Below are 17,306 nucleotides of genomic sequence, written 5' to 3' on the forward strand. Positions count from 1 at the left end.
CATCTATTATTTTAAAAATAAAAGGTTTAGCACAAAGGCTTTACTTTAAATACTGCGGTTATGCTTGGTGAACATTTACCGCAATTGCGTTATCTTCGCGCATTTTCTTCTTTGCTAAACGCTTAGTGCGGTCAACAACGTCGCCGACTAATTGGCCACAAGCTGCATCAATATCATCACCGCGTGTACGACGCACAATACAGGTAATGCCCGCTGCTTGTAGTACTTTTGAAAAACGGTCGATGCGGCTGTTACTTGAGCGACCATATTCGTTACCCGGGAATGGGTTAAACGGAATAAGGTTCACTTTTGAAGGCGTCCCTTTTAGTGTTTTAACCAATTCATGTGCTTGATCTGTGCTGTCGTTCACACCTTGCAGCATAACGTATTCGATAGTCACATCTTTATTTGCTTTAGAGCCATCAATATAACGACGGCACGCCGCTAAAAACTCTTCGATTGGGTACTTTTTATTGATTGGCACCAGTACATCACGCAGCTCATTGTTTGGTGCGTGCAGTGAAATAGCCAGCGCTACGTCGATTTTCTCTTTTAATAAGTCAAGCGCAGGCACCACACCAGATGTACTTAATGTAACGCGACGTTTTGATAAACCAAAACCCCAATCGTCCATCATAAGCTCCATCGCAGGTACGACGTTTTTAAGGTTAAGCAGAGGCTCACCCATACCCATCATTACCACGTTAGTTACAGGGCGCTTGGTGCTGTCGCCGTCTAAACCAATGTCTTTCGCTACACGCCAAACCTGACCAATGATCTCAGACACAGATAAGTTACGGTTAAAGCCTTGTTGTGCTGTAGAGCAGAACGTACATTCAAGAGCACAACCAACTTGTGATGAAACACATAAAGTTGCACGGTCTTTTTCAGGGATCCAAACAGCTTCGACTTCTTGGCCACCTTTAAGCAATAGAGCGTATTTGATGGTGCCATCACTTGCCACTTGCTTAACAGAGATTTCTGGGGCAACAATTTCGCATTCAGCTTTTAGTTTTTCTTTAAGCTTTTTATTGACGTTGGTCATGTCGTCAAAATTGTCTACACCAAAATGATAAATCCATTTCATCACCTGATCGCCACGGAATGGCTTTTCACCGAACGATACGAATAGCTCACGCATTGCGTCTCGGTTTAAATCTAACAAATTAATCTTTTTTTCAGTGGTCATGAAACAACCTCAATCAGTGACGGTGGTAAGTAGTTTTGGTGCGCGATTGTATATTATTTAATCGACTTAGTCATTAGCTAAACAGATTTACAATAGGCTTAGCTAATGACTAAAAAAGGGCCCGAAAGCCCTTTTTCTTCTGCATCACAGACTTAGCTGTGAACTCGAAATTAACGAGTACGTGGGCAGATTTCTTCGTCAGCGAAGAAGTATGCGATTTCACGTGCAGCTGATTCAACAGCGTCTGAACCGTGAACAGCATTTTCGTCGATGCTGTCTGCGTAGTCAGCACGTAAAGTACCAGCTAGTGCTTCAGCAGGGTTAGTAGCACCCATGATTTCACGGTTTTTAAGTACTGCGTTCTCACCTTCAAGAACAGTAACCATTACTGGACCAGATGTCATGAACTCAACTAAAGCACCGAAGAAAGGACGCTCGCTGTGCTCAGCGTAGAAACCTTCAGCTTTCTCTTTTGAAAGGTGAACCATTTTAGCTGCAACAATTTTAAGACCCGCAGTTTCGAAACGGTTGTAGATTGCACCGATGTGGTTTTTAGCAACTGCATCAGGTTTTACGATTGAAAAAGTACGCTCTAAAGCCATCTTTATGCTCCAATAATTTTGAATATAAAAGGATAAATATTAACGGGCGCGAATTATACGCGCTTTACGTGAAAATTCCTAATTTAATTAAACATTAGCGTGATGGCATTTTTATGAATGTATAAATTTTCCCTAGAGAAGTCATGCAGTCAACCAATAATCGTATGGTAAGTTAATGATACCAAAGTAATTGGTGCATAGTTTGTACTCGATACTCTTACCTTTAATGTCGCTGATGTAGATAAAGATGTTTTGCGAACTCTATGCTAAATGTCAGGCCTGAAGTGCAAAATCAGCACATTATTTTCACTGATATTTACTAAGCAATGACGAGGTGTTTTTTTAGTTTTAGGGCATTCAAATTTTAAAGCTGAAGTTAGCTTTATTTAGCTTAAACAAATAATTAACAATTAATGTGCGGTTGTTAATTTTAGGTTCATTTAAGTCTGTGTTTTCTATTCTTTATCATCCTTTTGTTTTTTATTTTCTTCTATTAATTAGTGTTTTAACTCTACTTTTTGCATCAATCTTTAATTAGTGGTTAGTAATTCATCTTACACCAAAATGTAACTCAAATGTTAAATTTGAGTGTACAAAACGCTACATGGTTTTACGTGAATTCCGACTTTTATTCAGTCATAAATTAGTAACGGATTGCTTCTTTGTCATGGGCAAAGTTCAGTTCTGAGAAAACAATTCTAATAATTGAAGGAGATATCAATGAAATTACGCAGCGCGTTTACCAAGCTGTCATGTGCTTCGGCCTTTGCTTTAGGCACGATGCTGACACTTTCGCCAGCAGCGAATGCAATGAAATTAAAACAACAAAATTTGCAACAGATGACGGTGGAATCACAAAGCATCATTTCAGGACGCGTAGTTAGTGTTACTGACGGTTTTGATAATAACCGCCCGTACACTGAAGTGACCATTGAAGTTTCGTCTGATGCAAAAGGCAAAGTAAAAGAAGACTCAACTTATACATTTCGCCAGTTTGGTTTGATTAAGCCTCGTTCAATGGGTAATGGCAAAGTTTACTTAGGGGCTACACCTGAGGGATTTTCTAAATGGCGCGAAGGCGAGCAAGTGATTGCTTTTATGTATAAACCAGCATCTATTACAGGCTTTCAAACTACGGTAGGTCTGGCACAAGGTAAGTTTGTTGTACGTAACGGTAAGGTAGAAAATATTTTTGCTAATCAAGGCGTTTTTGAAGGGTTAGACACCAGTAAGTTGTCAGCTGAACAACAGAACCTTTTAACCACACCAGGTGCGGTTGATGTAGGTGTTTTTATGGATTTAGTGGGTAAACTATCTGGAGTGCAACAATAATGAAATTTTCAAGAATCGCAGCAGCATTAGCGCTAGCAACAGTATCAACCGGTGCATTAGCTGGCGGCCCTTTGTATATTCATGAACAAACTATGCAGCCTTACAAATGGGATACTTCAAATGGCAGTATTCCTGTTTGGACCGATGGTGGTCAGCTGATCAAAGACAAAGATGGTAATGATGTTGAAACATTTAGTGTGCTTGAAAAAGGTACCGTATTTAACATTGATGTTACCTTACCTGATGGCACTGTGATCCCAGCGAATACAGAGCTAGACCGTGACTATACTTTTTTAACAGTTGAGCAAGCAAATGCAGTGACAGCGAACGCTGTAAAAGAGTGGACTGATGTTGAAACATCAACATTTGAGATGTCTATTCAAGGCACAATCTTTGAAAAGACCGGCATTGCTGATGTAACAGCTGAAAATGTAGACCAAATTTATGGCGTTGAAAACGGCTATGGTTTTTGGGTTAACTACGACACCGACGGTGGAATTTTAGAAAACTATTTTGGTGTACCTCGCAATTCAGTGCTTGGTATTGCATTCCCAGAATGGGCTGATGAAGAAACAGGTGAAATATTAGAAGCCACTGCGTTGATGAATGGCTGGTATGTTGATATTAACGATACTGACGGCACGCAAGTAGGTGGAGTATTTACCCATGAGTTCGGTCATGCGATTAATATGTCTCACTCTCAAGCAAATGGTCATTTAGTGTATATGTCGGCAAGCTATAGTCCGCAATACGATGGTGTGCCTGGTTGTGCTGGTGTAACTAAGTTTACCAGCTCAAGTATGCTAGATTTCTCAGCGATTGAAACAATGTTCCCGTTTATTAATGTTCGCTCAAGCGCAGGTTCTAATCAGCATACCATTAATGTAAAAGACGATATTGTAAACATCTCTGATCTTTACCCAACAGCCGAGTACAAATCACAGTTTGGTAGCATTCAAGGCAAGCTTTTTACAAAAGAAGGCGTTGAGTACTCAGGTATTAACTTGATAGCTCGAAATCTTGATAATCCTTATGAAGATGTGATCAGTCAGCAGTCAGGTAATATGACTCAAGGTCGTATTGGACCTGATGGATCATTTACTATTAATGGTTTAACTCCGGGTGCGCGTTATGCACTTTATACCCAAGAGATTAATGCTGGCGGCTACCCAACTCAGCAAACAAATATTCTGTCAGAAGCAGAGTATTGGAATGAAAATGAAAGTGCGGACCCAAGTACTGATAATGCATGTGCTTTAACTGAAATTGTTGTTTCAGCAGGCGAGACAAAGCAAGTTGAGATGATCTTTAACGGTTATCAAGACGGTATCCAATATACACCACTTATTTCAGCATTTGTTATGGACCACGCGAAAAATGGTAAGAAGGCGCTAGGAACAACGTCATCAGGTATCCCATTTTTATATGACAGCGCGACTAAGTCATTTGATACATTAGTTAGCCCTGATGGATACGCATTACTGAGCTCTACAAATACTGCGATGAATAAAACTGCAACTAAAGCAGCAATCACCGCACATTTTAATGACAACGGAATTAAGCAAGGCGGTATCTGGGATATTAACTCAGGCCACGTATCAATGCTTGAAGACTTGACGGGTAATAGCTGTGCGTTATCTAGCCAGCAAGGTTTTAGCTCGCAAAGCGTTTGGGATATGGATGATGCGGGTAAACTTGTCGTAGGTAATACACGCTTCCCTTATGACGGAACTAACCGCTGTGCAGAAGGTGAAGGCGCTCGTTCTGTCGGTATGCCAACAGTATGGGATGTTAAAACAGGTAAGGCAACACTGTTACCAGGTACTAAGATGGTTGACCGTTCGTATGGTTCAGGTAAAGAAATCGCTCTAGTGGATGGTGATACCGAGATCCGTCGTACAGCATGGGCTCGAGCTGACCGTATATCAGGCAATGGTAAGACTATTACAGGTTCTACAAATGGCTTTACCCAAATTGCTTGGGTAAATGGCGAACTTGTTGATACTCATACCGAGTTTGGTGCGATTGATAACTCAGTTATTTCTGTTGATGGTCGCTATGTTGCGTTTGGTGCAATTGAAAATCGTCGCGCTGTTGGCGTTAAAGTTTGGGACACAGTATCAAATACCACAGAGCAAATTGGTAGCCTGCGTTGGTGTGACAACATTCCAGCGGTAAGCTTTTGGACTAATTACTGTGACCTAGGCTACAGCCATGAAGAGTTAGTTGAATTAGGTTTTGGCTTACCTTCAGTCATGGTACTTGATGCAAACGACGACTTGTCAGTAATTACGGGTCGTGCTGGTAGCCCATTAGCGGGCGGTTTTGTTGGCGCTATTTACCTTAAAGGTATTGGTTGGATGTCAACAGAAGAGTTCTTTGGTAAACAAGGCGTAACCGAAGCAAAAGGTATCTTAACCGATAACATGTTTGGTTTAAGTGCGAATGGCTCTGAGATTATGGCTGGTGTGGCTGGATTAACACTGTCAATCGAAATTGATGCCAATAAAGCATTTGTATGTGATAACGGCCGCGACCGTGAGCTTAGCTTCCCTAAGCAAGTGGTTGAGGCAGTTAAACTAGGTGCTGAATTTGGTCGCTGCGCGCACTTAGATGACTAATCGTTTATTTTGTTAAGCGCATAAGACCCACTGAAAAGTGGGTCTTTATTTTAATTTTTACAGTATCAAAGAGTTTTCAATGTTTAAAAGAATCCCACTCTATGCTGCCGCCTTGTTGTTAAGCTTTACTTCTTTTAATGGATGGGCACAATCAAACCCAACAACAGATAACTACCAAGATAAAAGTGAATTTCCCAGCGAATTAATGACTGTATGGGAATTAGATGCGCCGGCATCGATAGAATATGCGAAAAAGTCAGCAAATTGGAATGACAGCTTCGCCAAACTTATGACTAAGTTAATAGCGACAAATAAAAATGTTAGGTATCAATTTGAGAATAATAGCCTAATAAGCTTTTATAATGACTCTCGGCAACAGCTCGCTATTCACTTAAATAAACAAACTACGCGCTTTTATCTATTTGAGTTTCAGCAAGCAGGCAAGCCCGCTGAGTTGAAAATTGAAAAAGCCGCAGGGGGGCGTATTAATATGCAAGCTGACGGTTTACTTGGCTATCAGTTTTTACTTTGGAAAAAGCGCAGAGAGCGTTTATCAGGAGTTTAAGGTTATAACTTTAATGAGAATAGCTTGTCAGTCGACTTTGCTATAAAGGTGACCATCTTACGGTCACTTTTTGCTTTAGACATCATTGTATTCATATGCATGCTATGTAATACCAATCCGCAATAATACTTAAACATTTTGAAGCATCAAACCTGTCGCTAACAAGGTTTTATTGCCTCAAAAGAGATCCCTTAATTAAGCGTATTGGTATAACCGTGCTGCTGAGTTTTATTGAATCATGATCTAGATCAATAAAATTACTGGGCAGATTATTATACTCCCGCGCTTCATTATCGTATTAATTCATGCAACCGACTTGTACTCGGTTCGATGTATGGAGCTTTCATGTCGTCACCTATTTTGACCCCTCGTCCTTTTACGCCTGAGTTGTTATCACCTGCAGGTAGTTTAAAGAATATGCGTTATGCCTTTGCCTATGGTGCAGATGCTGTTTACGCTGGGCAACCTCGTTATAGTCTTCGTGTTCGAAACAATGAGTTTGACCTAGATAACCTGCAAATCGGTATTAACGAAGCGCACGCGCAAAATAAAAAATTGTATGTGGTGTCGAACATTGCTCCTCACAATGCCAAAGTTAAATCGTACCTACGCGATATTGAGCCAGTCATTGCGATGCAGCCTGATGCACTGATCATGTCTGATCCTGGGCTTATCATGTTGGTGCGTGAAAAGTGGCCAGACATGCCGATTCACTTATCTGTGCAAGCGAATGCAGTAAACTATGCCACAGTGAACTTTTGGGCTCAGCAGGGTATTGAGCGAGTTATTTTATCGCGTGAATTATCGCTTGAAGAAATCGCTGAAATTCGTGAACTATGCCCAAATACAGAACTTGAAGTGTTTGTTCACGGTGCACTATGTATGGCGTACTCTGGCCGTTGTTTGTTATCAGGTTATATTAATAAACGCGATCCAAACCAAGGCACTTGCACTAATGCATGTCGTTGGAATTACGATGTGAAACCCGGCACCGAAAATGAAACCGGCGAAATGGTGCATAAAATCGACCCTAAAGCGGTGATCCCAACACTTGGTGATGGTGCACCAAGTAACGAAGTATTTATGCTTGAAGAGCAAGGCCGTCCTGGCGAGTACATGCCTGCTTTTGAAGACGAGCATGGTACTTACATTATGAACTCAAAAGACTTACGTGCAGTTCAATATGTTGATCAGCTTACAAAAATGGGCGTGCATAGTTTAAAAATTGAAGGCCGAACTAAGTCTTTCTACTATGTTGCTCGTACTGCGCAAGTATATCGTAAAGCCATAGATGATGCGGTTGCTGGTCGCCCATTTGATGCAAACTTATTTAAAACTCTCGAAAACTTAGCACACCGTGGTTATACCGAAGGGTTTTTAAAACGCCATGCACATCAAGACTATCAAAACTATGAGTACGGTCATTCGGTATCAGATAAACAGCAGTTTGTGGGTGAGGTATTAGGCCGCAACGATAATGGCTTAGTTGAAATTGATGTAAAAAATAAATTCTGTACTGGTCACTCACTAGAGCTTATGACGCCAAAAGGGAATATCAACTTCAAGCTAGATTTTATGGAAAACAAAAAAGGCGAAGCCATTAGCGATGCAAAAGGCTCAGGCCATATTGTTAAAATTCCTCTGCCAGAAGATATCGATTTAGATCACGCAATTTTGATGCGCAATCTTGATGCTAACCAAGATACGCGTAATCCTTTTAAAACAGCCTAAAGTAAACATGCGCTAAGTGAGTTTAAACTGACTTAGCGCATACATTTAATCTATATTATCAAGACATTGTCCTTTTGAGTTTCCTCTCTAATTATTTTAATTCAGGGTATAAGTAAACGTTTCGAGTAGCGCACTAATATTCGTTTAAAATTGACCGTTTGAATTATCAAGCTAACGCTCACTAAGCCAATTCCAAGCCAGCCAATTTGCTGAAATTGCTCATTTAAAATCACAATAGCCAGTATGGTGGCGATGATAGGCTCAAGTAAAGTAATGAGCACGGCTTGGCTGGCCGCGATGGTTTTTAAGCCAATACTAAATAGCCAATAACCTAAAAACATCGGTACTATGGCCATGTAAAGCGCCACGCAGGTGTTGGTAACTGAGGCAAAAAGCGCATCTCCAGTGATCAATAACGAAGGCAAAAGCACACACGCAGCGCCGCCAAATAGGCTTGCCATAGTCGCTCTTGAATGAACGCCGTTGCTAATTAAACGTTTGGCAACCCATGAATAACCTGCATAGGTAAGCCCTGCAATTAAGCCAAGTAAAATGCCGATGTTTTGGCTAAACAGCCCCTTAGCAGCAAGGTTATGTTCTTTACCTAACGCGATAAAGCCAATACCAATAGCACCAAAGCAAAAGCTGACTAGCCAGCGAGTTGCAATGGGCTTTTTCTCAATTAAGTATTCTAATAAGACGGTAAATAAAGGCGCGCTGGCAATCGAAACAACGGTACCAATTGCCACACCAGCACTATTCATTGAGGTATAAAATGCCAGCGGATAAATAGCCACACAAGCCGAGCCGAGTAAGGTTAGGCTGTAGTGCTTACGTAGTGCACTCGCATTGTTTATTAGCTGTTTTAGTGAGGTTAAACAAAGTAATACGCCGCCAAACCCCATCGCAAACGCACCTATTGCAAAAGGGCTAATGTCTGGTGCAAAGCTTGCGGCTGTGCCTGTTGTGCCCCAAAACACACTGGCAACTAAAACGGCAATGGTCGCGATGGTATGGTTCATTGATGATTCGCTTTAAATTTAAGATATCAAAAGCATAATCAAAATTGATGTGCAGTTTTTGACAAAAAGGACGGTTTTGTTGGCGTTTAAAACTAAAGTTATTTGTTGAATTTGCTCGGTGATAAACCAAAGAACTTTGAAAAACTGCGGCTAAAAGATGAAAGATCATTGTAACCAACTAACTCACTAATACGTTGTAGCGGGTAGTCGGTATGACTCAGCAAGGCTTGGGCTTTTTCCATTCGTTGTTTAGTTACATAGTGCATGACAGTCAATCCTGTTTGTTGCTTAAACAGCAGTTTAAATTGTGTTGGGCTCAAACAGGCAATGCTGGCAAGGTGTTTGATATGAAGAGGAGTGCTTAGATGACTGTCAATATAAAGCAGTGCCTCACTAATTCGGCTGTCGACCTTTGGCTGCATAATTTGCTCAGTTAGCAGCAAATTGAAGGTGTTAAACATGGCAAGTTCTAATTCACGATTAACCGCTTGCTCAAGTTGCTTTGCCACAAACTGCAAAAATGCCCAAAGTGATTGATTAATAGCAAACACGCAGCGCTCAGCAGTGGCCAGGTTATCAGGTAGCATTGACATATCGGCCACCACAAATCGTGCCTCTGGCATTGCGGTAAACAGGTGTGTTTGCGAAGCTTTGACAACCACGCATTCACCGGGGGCGACCTTACCTTGAAAATCACCCACACTAATAGCAATCACACCTTTTAAGGGCAGTACAAGTTGATGATAGTCATGGCTATGACTAACAGGCTTAGTACTGTATGAGCGGATAGATAGGTTGCCTTGCATCGTTTTGTGATAACCATTTTTTGAATAACGCTATTATGCCTGTTTGCTAGGGATGATCAATTTTAGGCCAATAACGGTGTCAGCACATGCTCGTAGGCAATCATTAGCGCGACATAAACCAACAAAACAGCCATCAGTTTATTAAACACATTAAAAATACCCGGCCGTGATACTTGTTTGCCAAGCACCAAGCCCGCTAACGAGTAACTTGTAGGCGCACCAAAGGCAAGAATGGCTAAAATAAGAGACCAAAATACGATTGCAGCGCCGGTAATATCTGCACTTGGGAACTGAATCGTAGCAATTGGCAGAGTAGCCACCAAGGCTTTTGGATTTAATAGCTGCATAAACAGGCCATCGAAAAAGCTAAGTGATGCATCAGCAGACGTATCACTCACCTGTACTTTTGCTTTTGCAACCTTCCAAGCAATGTACAAAATATAGCCGCAACCAATTAAGCTCACATAAGGCAAAAACTGCGGATTGATCACTTGTAAGCCAAGGTAGCCAAGCAGTACAAATAAGATAAACATCGCGCTACCCACACCGATAAAAAATCCAAGGTGTGAACGAGTTTGTTTATTTAAGCCGCTGCTTAAACCAAGTAAATTGATTGGCCCAGGGGTGTACATAATGCCAATAGCATATGCAAAGATATCTGCCATAACAGCTCCAAATCAGTAATTTAGCTCTATCTACGAGCCCATTGCAGTTGAAATTGTTTTGGTGTCATACCGAATACTCGTTTGAAGTTACGATTGAGGTGGCTGGCATCTGCAAAGCCAGATTCAACCGCCACGCTGGTGGCATCGCGGCCAACTTGTAACGCTCTACGGGCATAATTAATACGACAGTTCAAAACATATTGATGTGGAGTAATACCGAAGTGCTCGCGAAAGCGGCGGATAAAATGAAACTTAGACATAGTGGCAGCATGGGCAATGTCATCAATAGCAATGTCATTGTCGATATTTGCCAAAATGTAGTCTTTTGCGCGCAGTAGTAAGCTATCAACACGGGTGCTTAAAGTTGGCAAATCGAGGCTGCCGTTGAGCCTTACTAAAGACTGCGCCATTTGCAATAGCGCAGCTTCTCGCTCTATTTTGCTCGTGCTATTGGTTTGTAAAAGCCTCGATAAGTTAATCACTTGATTACGCAGTAATGGATCAGCATACAAGGTGTTTGCCATACGTAATGTGCAATCTTGCTTATACCCTAGCGCTTTGAACAAAGGCTGAAATTCATCGGGATGAATGTACAGCATTAGATACTCTAGGTTTTGCTCAGTGCCAGAGTGACCATCGTGAATATCTTCAGGATTAAACAAAATGACATTGCCAGGTACGCTTTTATAAAACGCATTACGACAAAAGAAATCTTGCCGCCCCTGTAGAGTAATGCCAATTGAATACTCTTCGTGAGCATGTTTTGCATAGGTAAAATCACTCATAGTCGCAGTCAACATCGAGATGCTCTGATGCTGTTCGTTGTTAATGTACTTAAAGTGATTGTCTTTGCTCACAGATGCTCCTGAAGGTTGTGCGCTTCGTTATTATTCCTACGCCAATATAGCGAAGCAGGCAACCTAAAAACTTGAACAAAATTGCTGATATTGAATTAAAGAGATTAATTTTTAACTAAATAACAGCAAATAGCAGTGATGATTTTATTTATTTTTCAATTTCTTATAAGTAATTCCGGTTAGGCTTTTCTTATATTTGATTTTAGTGTGAATGTTTTTATCCCTAACTTGGGTCTTTTAAATAAGCAGTAAAGTGGGGGTTAAATGAATTTACGTACAGCAAATAATTTAGTGGTTGCACTTATCACTATCAGTTTTTCGTTATTGGGCTTGTCTTTTATCTTAGGGGCAAACCCCAATGCCATTGGCAGTATTTTTTCGTTCTATAAATTAGACGCTCAGGTGCCAGCTCACATCATGAGTATGATCGCAGGCTTTGCTTTTTGCTTTGTTGGCATTACCAGTCTTCATTCACATTTGGGGTTTATCAATAGAGCGCTTCCGACCATCACTGCATTTGCTATATCAATGCTCTGTTTGATTACGCTGTTTGGCGCTAATCGTTGGCTTGCAAGTGAAGGAGGCTTTCCTGTGATTGGTTCAGGGCAGGGGATCATTAAGTATTTTGCTGTTATTCCACTGTTTTTATTTGTGTTTTACAAAGAGGCTTTAACTGATAAAGCGCATATTGCTTTAAATTATGCATCGGTGGCATTAGTGTTGGTTTGGATTGGCGCCATGAAGTTTTTTGCTTTTGAGGCGAAGGGAATTGTGAGCCTTGTAGAAACATCGCCGTTTATGTCGTGGTTATATCAGGTTTTTAGTGTGCAAGGTGCATCGAATGTAATTGGTGTGTTTGACATTGTCAGTGTGCTATTGCTTTGTGTTGGCTTGTTGATTAAAAACAACAAGCTAATAGTATTGGCAGGGCTTGCCTGTTGCTCGGTATTTATCATGACGCAAACTTTTTTAATTACCGCACCGAATGCGCTTAGCAGTTCGACGGTTTTAGCAGGACTTGGTCAATTTGTGATTAAAGATCTGTGGTTTATTGCAAACTTAGTGATTATTTATCACCTAGCTGTAATCAATAATACAGCCAACGAAACAGTCGCATAAAATAAAAAAGGCCTCAAAAGAGGCCTTTTAAATGATCACTAAACAACGACAACGGCTTTTTGCTTTTGAATTCTAGAAAACTCAAGCGCATCGTTGAGATTGTTAAATTCAAAGTCTGTAGGTTCTTCAACATTTAAACTACCCGACGCAATGTCATTAAGGAGCTTTTCGCCATCACTTACAAGACGTTGCCATTGCTGTGTATCACCATAATCATGTAATGCACCAAGGGCAATCTCGTGATAAGAAATAGTGCGCGTAAATGGCTCATCGACTGGGGTTTCAATACGTCCTAATATACTGATCACATGGCCATTTGCTTTTAGGAGTGGCACTAACTTTTTAGCTTCTTCAGGGCCGTTAGCATCAAAGAGTGCAAAGTAGCCACCTTCAGAAGGCGCGTCGCGTAATACTAACTTAACGCCAAGTTTTTCAGCTTGTTCTGTCGTTAAGCTTTTTGATAATGCATGAACTTCAAAGCCACTGTGGTTCAGCATTTGCGTCAGTAGTTTATTAACTGCCCCCATGCCGGTAACTAATACTTTTTCGCCTTTGCGTAATGGTATTTTGCTAAAGGCTTGCCACGCAGTAAGCAGTGGGCAAGGTAATGCAGCAGCAACATTAGCAGCTAACTCTTTTGGTACCTGCATAACACGTTCAGCATAAAGCACCGAGTGCTTAGCAAAGCTGCCGTTTTCACTTAAGCTATGATGATAAGCGACTGTTTTACCAATTAGTTTGCTATCGACGCCATCGCCTACCTTCTCAATAACCCCTGCACCGTCTACGCCTGGCGTGTGTGCATCTGGCCAATTAATAGGATTGGCTTGAATAAACTTCCAATCAACTGGATTGATACCAATTGCAAGGTTGCGGACTAAAATTTGCCCTGCTTTAAGTGCTGGTACAGCTTTTAATCCCAAAGCGAGTGCTTTATCAGCCCCTTGAAATTGCCAAGCTTGAGTTGTTTTTACTTCATCATGATCCCAGTCAGGAGAAAAATCCGGGTTTGCTTGCCTGTCGCCGCAGCTAAGGGCATCAATTTGATTAATCTCATCTTGGCTTAAGCTAAGCGAAAGGGCTTTTAAGTTGGTAGCCATATTTTCGCGTTTGGTCGATGACGGTATCGTCACCATATCATGCGCTAATTCCCAAGCAATGACCACTTCAGCGGTGCTCACTTGGTGTTTGTCTGCAATCGCTTTAATGGTTGGATCTTTAAGTACTTTACCTACAGCAAATGGCATATAGCCGGTAACGAGAATGTCGTTTTGCGCACAAAAATCACGTACCTTTTGGTTGGTTAGGTAGGGATGTACTTCTACTTGATTGGTAAATAACGCGCCTTTTGGCAAAATATTTAAGGCTTCTTCCATTTGTGCAATGGTAAAGTTTGAAACACCAATTTTTTTCGTTAAACCAAGCTCTTTTGCTGATTGTAACTCGGTTAAGTACTCATCCATGCTTTCGCCATTGGCTGGGCTTGGCCAATGAATAAGCAGTAAGTCGATGTAATCTAGTTGGAGCTTAGTCAGGCTTTCTTTTACGCTGTTAATAAAGTCCGTTTTATTTAACTTATCATTCCATACTTTGGTGGTAATAAATAACTCACCACGTGCAACACCACTGTCTTTAATCGCTCGGCCAACAGCTTCTTCGTTACCGTAAATTTGCGCGGTGTCGATGTGTCTAAAGCCCTCTTCAATAGCTGTTAGCACACTTTGATATGCAACTTCGTCTTGTAATCTAAATGTACCAAAACCCAGTTTTGGCATAATTGATTGTGACATCATAACTCCTTAATTATGGAACTTGGGCAAAACATATTCGCCGATGTGCTTTAATGCCCATTCGATGGGTTGATTCACACCGGCATTTTTCATTGCCTATTAGTAATGACATGAGTCCGTTAATGCTTGTTTCAACCCCTAAAAATGGATGATTGGATAGCGATATTATTGCGAGGAAAGTCTTTACGAAAAACAGCAAGGATAACAAAACACCTTTGTCATTTTTGCAAAGGTGTTTTAATCGTTATGAATTAGCTTCTTCTTTTGAAAGGGTAAAGTATGCGCGAGTGACAGGGTAGGCAATTTGTGAAATCAGTGCTGTGCCCCAAAGTAAGTTGCCAATGAGCGAAGGCACATGGGGTAAAATGGGAATGGTAACTAAAGCGAGTATAACGCCAAACATTCTTACTTTAGCTGTTGCAAAACGATGGGCTACACGGTGTTCGATCATTAACTGGATCCACAATAAACTCAATAAGTAGCTTGCTAACCCTACACAGCCAATGACACCATATTTAAGTGGGTAAGGTTGCCAAAACCCAGCTTTCACTTCGCCGGCGAGCGCAACGCCGACCATAACTGCACATAACATTAAAAATAGGTGTGCTAACCACCAACTTACGAGTGTCCATTTATGTTGATTCTTAGGTTTACCATTGCCAACAAAGTCAAAGTAAATCCAGCATTGAACAAATACTGCAATACCGCCAAACATAAAGTTAGCCAGTACAGAGGGGTCGACTTTATAAATTCCTTTTTCTGATAAAGTAATCACCAATTTAAAGAAACCTTCGCCTACGACAATGAGCAGTAAAAGGGCAAAGCGCTCAGACATATGCCCAAGGCGTGGTAAAAAACGTTTATTTTCAAGTACACCAATTTTTGGAGCCATATACAAAACTTGGATAGCGGCAATCGCAGTGCCAAATACCCAATAACGATAGGGTGCAGGCATAAAAGCTGTGGTCGCAAAGATAATGGCAAGTGCAAAGTAGTTACGGCTCACACTGCGTGCTAATTTAGTTGATTCGATCCCCAATTGATTGGTGCGATGAAATAGATACGCTGTAATAAGTCGGTTAGCTGCATAGGCCAATGCAAAATATGTCCAGCCTTTGTCAAGTACATGGGGAATAGAGGCTGCCATAACCATGGCTGTGACAATTTGGCAGGCCATTATCAGCCGATGTTTTACATCGGTACTGACATAGAGTGAGTTAAAAACGCTGGAGTCAGCCCACGCGAACCATACGGTGATGAATAAACCTGCAAAAGTAAGAAAACCACTTAAATGTAAGTGGTCGCTTAAAAAATTACCTAGCAGAAAAATGATTACCACATGAATAAGGTCATAAAATAATTCAACCCAATGAACATGGTCATGTGAACTTTTTAAATCTAGGTGATGCTTAGGTAAGCGCCACATTGGGTGGTTTTCTAATGCCATAATTGATCCTATCTATTTCCTTTCGACAATAATTGCAGTGATGGTGGTTTCACCCTCATTTTTGACTTGATGAGTCCATGCGTCATGCCACATCACATAGCCATTGGGGATCTCAAGTGTTGTTTGTGACTCTTTTGTACTGATGGTTGCCTTTCCACCTGTCTCAAAGTAGACAGTTTCAGCATTATGCTTATGCCAATTATCTTGCTCACCTGGTGCTAAAGTCATACGCAAAACAAGTACTTCACTGTTATCTAGCAATACTTCATAGTGATTAGGTGAAGCAATATGTGCATGGGGGAGTTGTGCTGAAAAGGCATGTGGTGAGCACATCATTATGCTCACCAAGCCAATCAGCAAAGTTGTAAATTTGCTCATGGCTACTCTCTACTTATGCATACCGCGAATTGGATAGTTATTTTTTGGGTCGCGTATCCAGCTAAGCCCACTTACCAAGGTTGCTAAATCAGGTCTTACAAATGGGTTATTAGAATAATCAACCACATGTACATTACCTTGCTCGTTAACCACAAACAGAGCAGGCTCTGCGAAAGGGTGATCTGTTTCTTGCGGTGAACGGGGATCAGATATGTAAGTACCTAATGTTTGCATTTGCTCTGTAGTCAAACCGTAAGCAAGTGGAAATGACACAGATAACTGTTCTAAATGCGCTTCTAACTGCTCTTTGCTATCACCTGAAACAGCAATTACATCAACACCCGTTTCTAATAGCGCAGCTTTGTACTGCTCGAGGCTGTTTAAATAGCGAGTACATAAAGGGCAATGCTTACCACGATAAACAACAACAAGCTGCCAGCTTGCACCGTGTTGAGGTTGACCAAGAACAGCCTCTTCACCATTCAAAAGTGCAGCACTAATACTAGGAAATGCACTGCCCGGATGGAGTTTATTGCTATAAACAGATTCGTTACTCATGAGTGCTCCTTAAAAGTTCTCGTTTAAGTGTTTTTCAAAGCGCGCAAAGTCGCTGTCGATGTCTGCATTTTTCATCACGTCATAACAGGCGAAAGTAGGTAACGCTTGCATACCGAAAAACTTAAAGTTCATATGCATTGGGAAAACAAGGTCATCAACACTTTTACCTTCAAAAAAGTCAGTGCCATCTGCAAATGATTCTGCAGGTGCATTTAAAGTCAGCGACATCATGTATTGAGTGTTATTCAAGGTGCCGCCTTTACCGTAATTGGCTTTTGGATTGTCTTGATGACGACCATCACCATGGCAAAGCGCTCCACCCATGCCCGCGGTGTACACTTCATCCATGTATTTTTTGAATGACCAAGTCATGCCCATCCAATTAATAGGTGATTGCAAAAAGACGATATCTGCCCATTGATGGTTCTCAAGTTCAGTTTCTACATCAAATTCGTCTTGTGTATTAACCACCCGAGTTTGATAGCCTTTTGCTTGAAAAAAAGCGTCGGCTTTTTCGATTAAAGCAGCATTTAACTTACCTTCAGAAAAAGGGTAATAGTGATGTGCGTTAAGAATTAATACGTTTTTCATAGTTGAGTATCCGTTTGCTAGTTACTTTATCGT

General features: G+C 41.1%; 16 protein-coding genes and 1 pseudogene. 5 read left to right on the forward strand and 12 right to left on the reverse strand.

Annotated elements, in window-relative coordinates:
- Positions 1-58: 58 nt before the first annotated feature.
- Together E5N72_RS19670 and ndk are read right to left on the reverse strand one after the other, a co-directional pair.
- Positions 59-1,189 (reverse strand): bifunctional tRNA (adenosine(37)-C2)-methyltransferase TrmG/ribosomal RNA large subunit methyltransferase RlmN, encoded by a 1,131-nt coding sequence (locus E5N72_RS19670; RefSeq protein WP_135926790.1) that lies wholly within the window; start codon positions 1,187-1,189, stop codon positions 59-61.
- Positions 1,190-1,359: 170 nt separating this feature from the next.
- Positions 1,360-1,791 (reverse strand): nucleoside-diphosphate kinase, encoded by a 432-nt coding sequence (ndk, locus tag E5N72_RS19675; protein WP_036972405.1) that lies wholly within the window; start codon positions 1,789-1,791, stop codon positions 1,360-1,362.
- Positions 1,792-2,511: 720 nt separating this feature from the next.
- Here ndk and E5N72_RS19680 point away from each other — a divergent pair.
- From E5N72_RS19680 to yegQ, 4 genes are all read left to right on the forward strand, one after another.
- Entirely contained in the window at positions 2,512-3,123 is a 612-nt protein-coding gene (locus tag E5N72_RS19680) for a hypothetical protein (protein WP_199527499.1), read from the forward strand.
- Positions 3,123-5,744, forward strand: a complete 2,622-nt coding sequence (locus E5N72_RS19685) for a hypothetical protein (RefSeq protein ID WP_135926791.1) — start codon at positions 3,123-3,125, stop codon at positions 5,742-5,744. Before E5N72_RS19680 ends, E5N72_RS19685 begins: the two co-directional genes overlap by 1 nt.
- A gap of 79 nt (positions 5,745-5,823) precedes the next feature.
- The gene (locus E5N72_RS19690) at positions 5,824-6,309 is read left to right on the forward strand and encodes a hypothetical protein (RefSeq protein WP_135926792.1); all 486 of its coding nucleotides are present in this window, start codon (positions 5,824-5,826) and stop codon (positions 6,307-6,309) included.
- Positions 6,310-6,654: 345 nt separating this feature from the next.
- A complete protein-coding gene (gene yegQ, locus E5N72_RS19695) occupies positions 6,655-8,040 on the forward strand; it encodes a tRNA 5-hydroxyuridine modification protein YegQ (protein WP_135926793.1) in 1,386 nt (461 codons plus the stop codon).
- Positions 8,041-8,141: 101 nt separating this feature from the next.
- Here yegQ and E5N72_RS19700 read toward each other — a convergent pair whose 3' ends face one another.
- The 4 genes from E5N72_RS19700 to E5N72_RS19715 form a co-directional block, all read right to left on the reverse strand.
- Positions 8,142-9,062, reverse strand: a complete 921-nt coding sequence (locus E5N72_RS19700; protein WP_135926794.1) for an EamA family transporter — start codon at positions 9,060-9,062, stop codon at positions 8,142-8,144.
- Positions 9,063-9,160: 98 nt separating this feature from the next.
- Complete coding sequence (locus E5N72_RS19705; RefSeq protein ID WP_135926795.1) at positions 9,161-9,868, reverse strand: helix-turn-helix domain-containing protein; 708 nt, start codon at positions 9,866-9,868, stop codon at positions 9,161-9,163.
- A gap of 62 nt (positions 9,869-9,930) precedes the next feature.
- Positions 9,931-10,533: a LysE family transporter gene (locus tag E5N72_RS19710; protein ID WP_135926796.1), complete on the reverse strand. Its 603-nt coding sequence runs from the start codon at positions 10,531-10,533 to the stop codon at positions 9,931-9,933.
- Positions 10,534-10,559: 26 nt separating this feature from the next.
- Entirely contained in the window at positions 10,560-11,390 is an 831-nt protein-coding gene (locus E5N72_RS19715) for an AraC family transcriptional regulator (RefSeq protein WP_135926797.1), read from the reverse strand.
- A 264-nt stretch (positions 11,391-11,654) separates the two neighbouring features.
- Between E5N72_RS19715 and E5N72_RS19720 the strand changes: the two genes are divergently transcribed.
- Entirely contained in the window at positions 11,655-12,509 is an 855-nt protein-coding gene (locus E5N72_RS19720; protein WP_130167741.1) for a DUF417 family protein, read from the forward strand.
- 38 nt (positions 12,510-12,547) lie between these two features.
- On the opposite strand, the gene E5N72_RS19725 is transcribed toward E5N72_RS19720, so the two are convergent.
- From E5N72_RS19725 to E5N72_RS19745, 6 genes and pseudogenes are all read right to left on the reverse strand, one after another.
- Positions 12,548-13,432 (reverse strand): alcohol dehydrogenase catalytic domain-containing protein, encoded by an 885-nt coding sequence (locus E5N72_RS19725; RefSeq protein ID WP_240704581.1) that lies wholly within the window; start codon positions 13,430-13,432, stop codon positions 12,548-12,550.
- Between the two features lie 60 nt (positions 13,433-13,492).
- Positions 13,493-14,299: pseudogene (gene dkgB / locus E5N72_RS20780) on the reverse strand (2,5-didehydrogluconate reductase DkgB); the annotation flags it as partial.
- A 244-nt stretch (positions 14,300-14,543) separates the two neighbouring features.
- On the reverse strand, positions 14,544-15,746 hold the full coding sequence (locus E5N72_RS19730) for a low temperature requirement protein A (protein ID WP_135926798.1): 1,203 nt from the start codon (positions 15,744-15,746) through the stop codon (positions 14,544-14,546).
- A gap of 12 nt (positions 15,747-15,758) precedes the next feature.
- Positions 15,759-16,124 carry a hypothetical protein gene (locus E5N72_RS19735; protein WP_240704567.1) on the reverse strand — a complete coding sequence of 122 codons (366 nt, stop codon included), beginning with the start codon at positions 16,122-16,124 and terminating at the stop codon, positions 15,759-15,761.
- Positions 16,125-16,133: 9 nt separating this feature from the next.
- Entirely contained in the window at positions 16,134-16,682 is a 549-nt protein-coding gene (locus E5N72_RS19740) for a redoxin domain-containing protein (protein WP_135926799.1), read from the reverse strand.
- A gap of 9 nt (positions 16,683-16,691) precedes the next feature.
- A complete protein-coding gene (locus tag E5N72_RS19745; protein WP_135926800.1) occupies positions 16,692-17,273 on the reverse strand; it encodes an NAD(P)H-dependent oxidoreductase in 582 nt (193 codons plus the stop codon).
- Positions 17,274-17,306: the final 33 nt, after the last annotated feature.

Origin of the sequence: Pseudoalteromonas sp. MEBiC 03607 (assembly GCF_004792295.1) — a bacterium.
GTDB lineage: Bacteria > Pseudomonadota > Gammaproteobacteria > Enterobacterales > Alteromonadaceae > Pseudoalteromonas > Pseudoalteromonas lipolytica_C.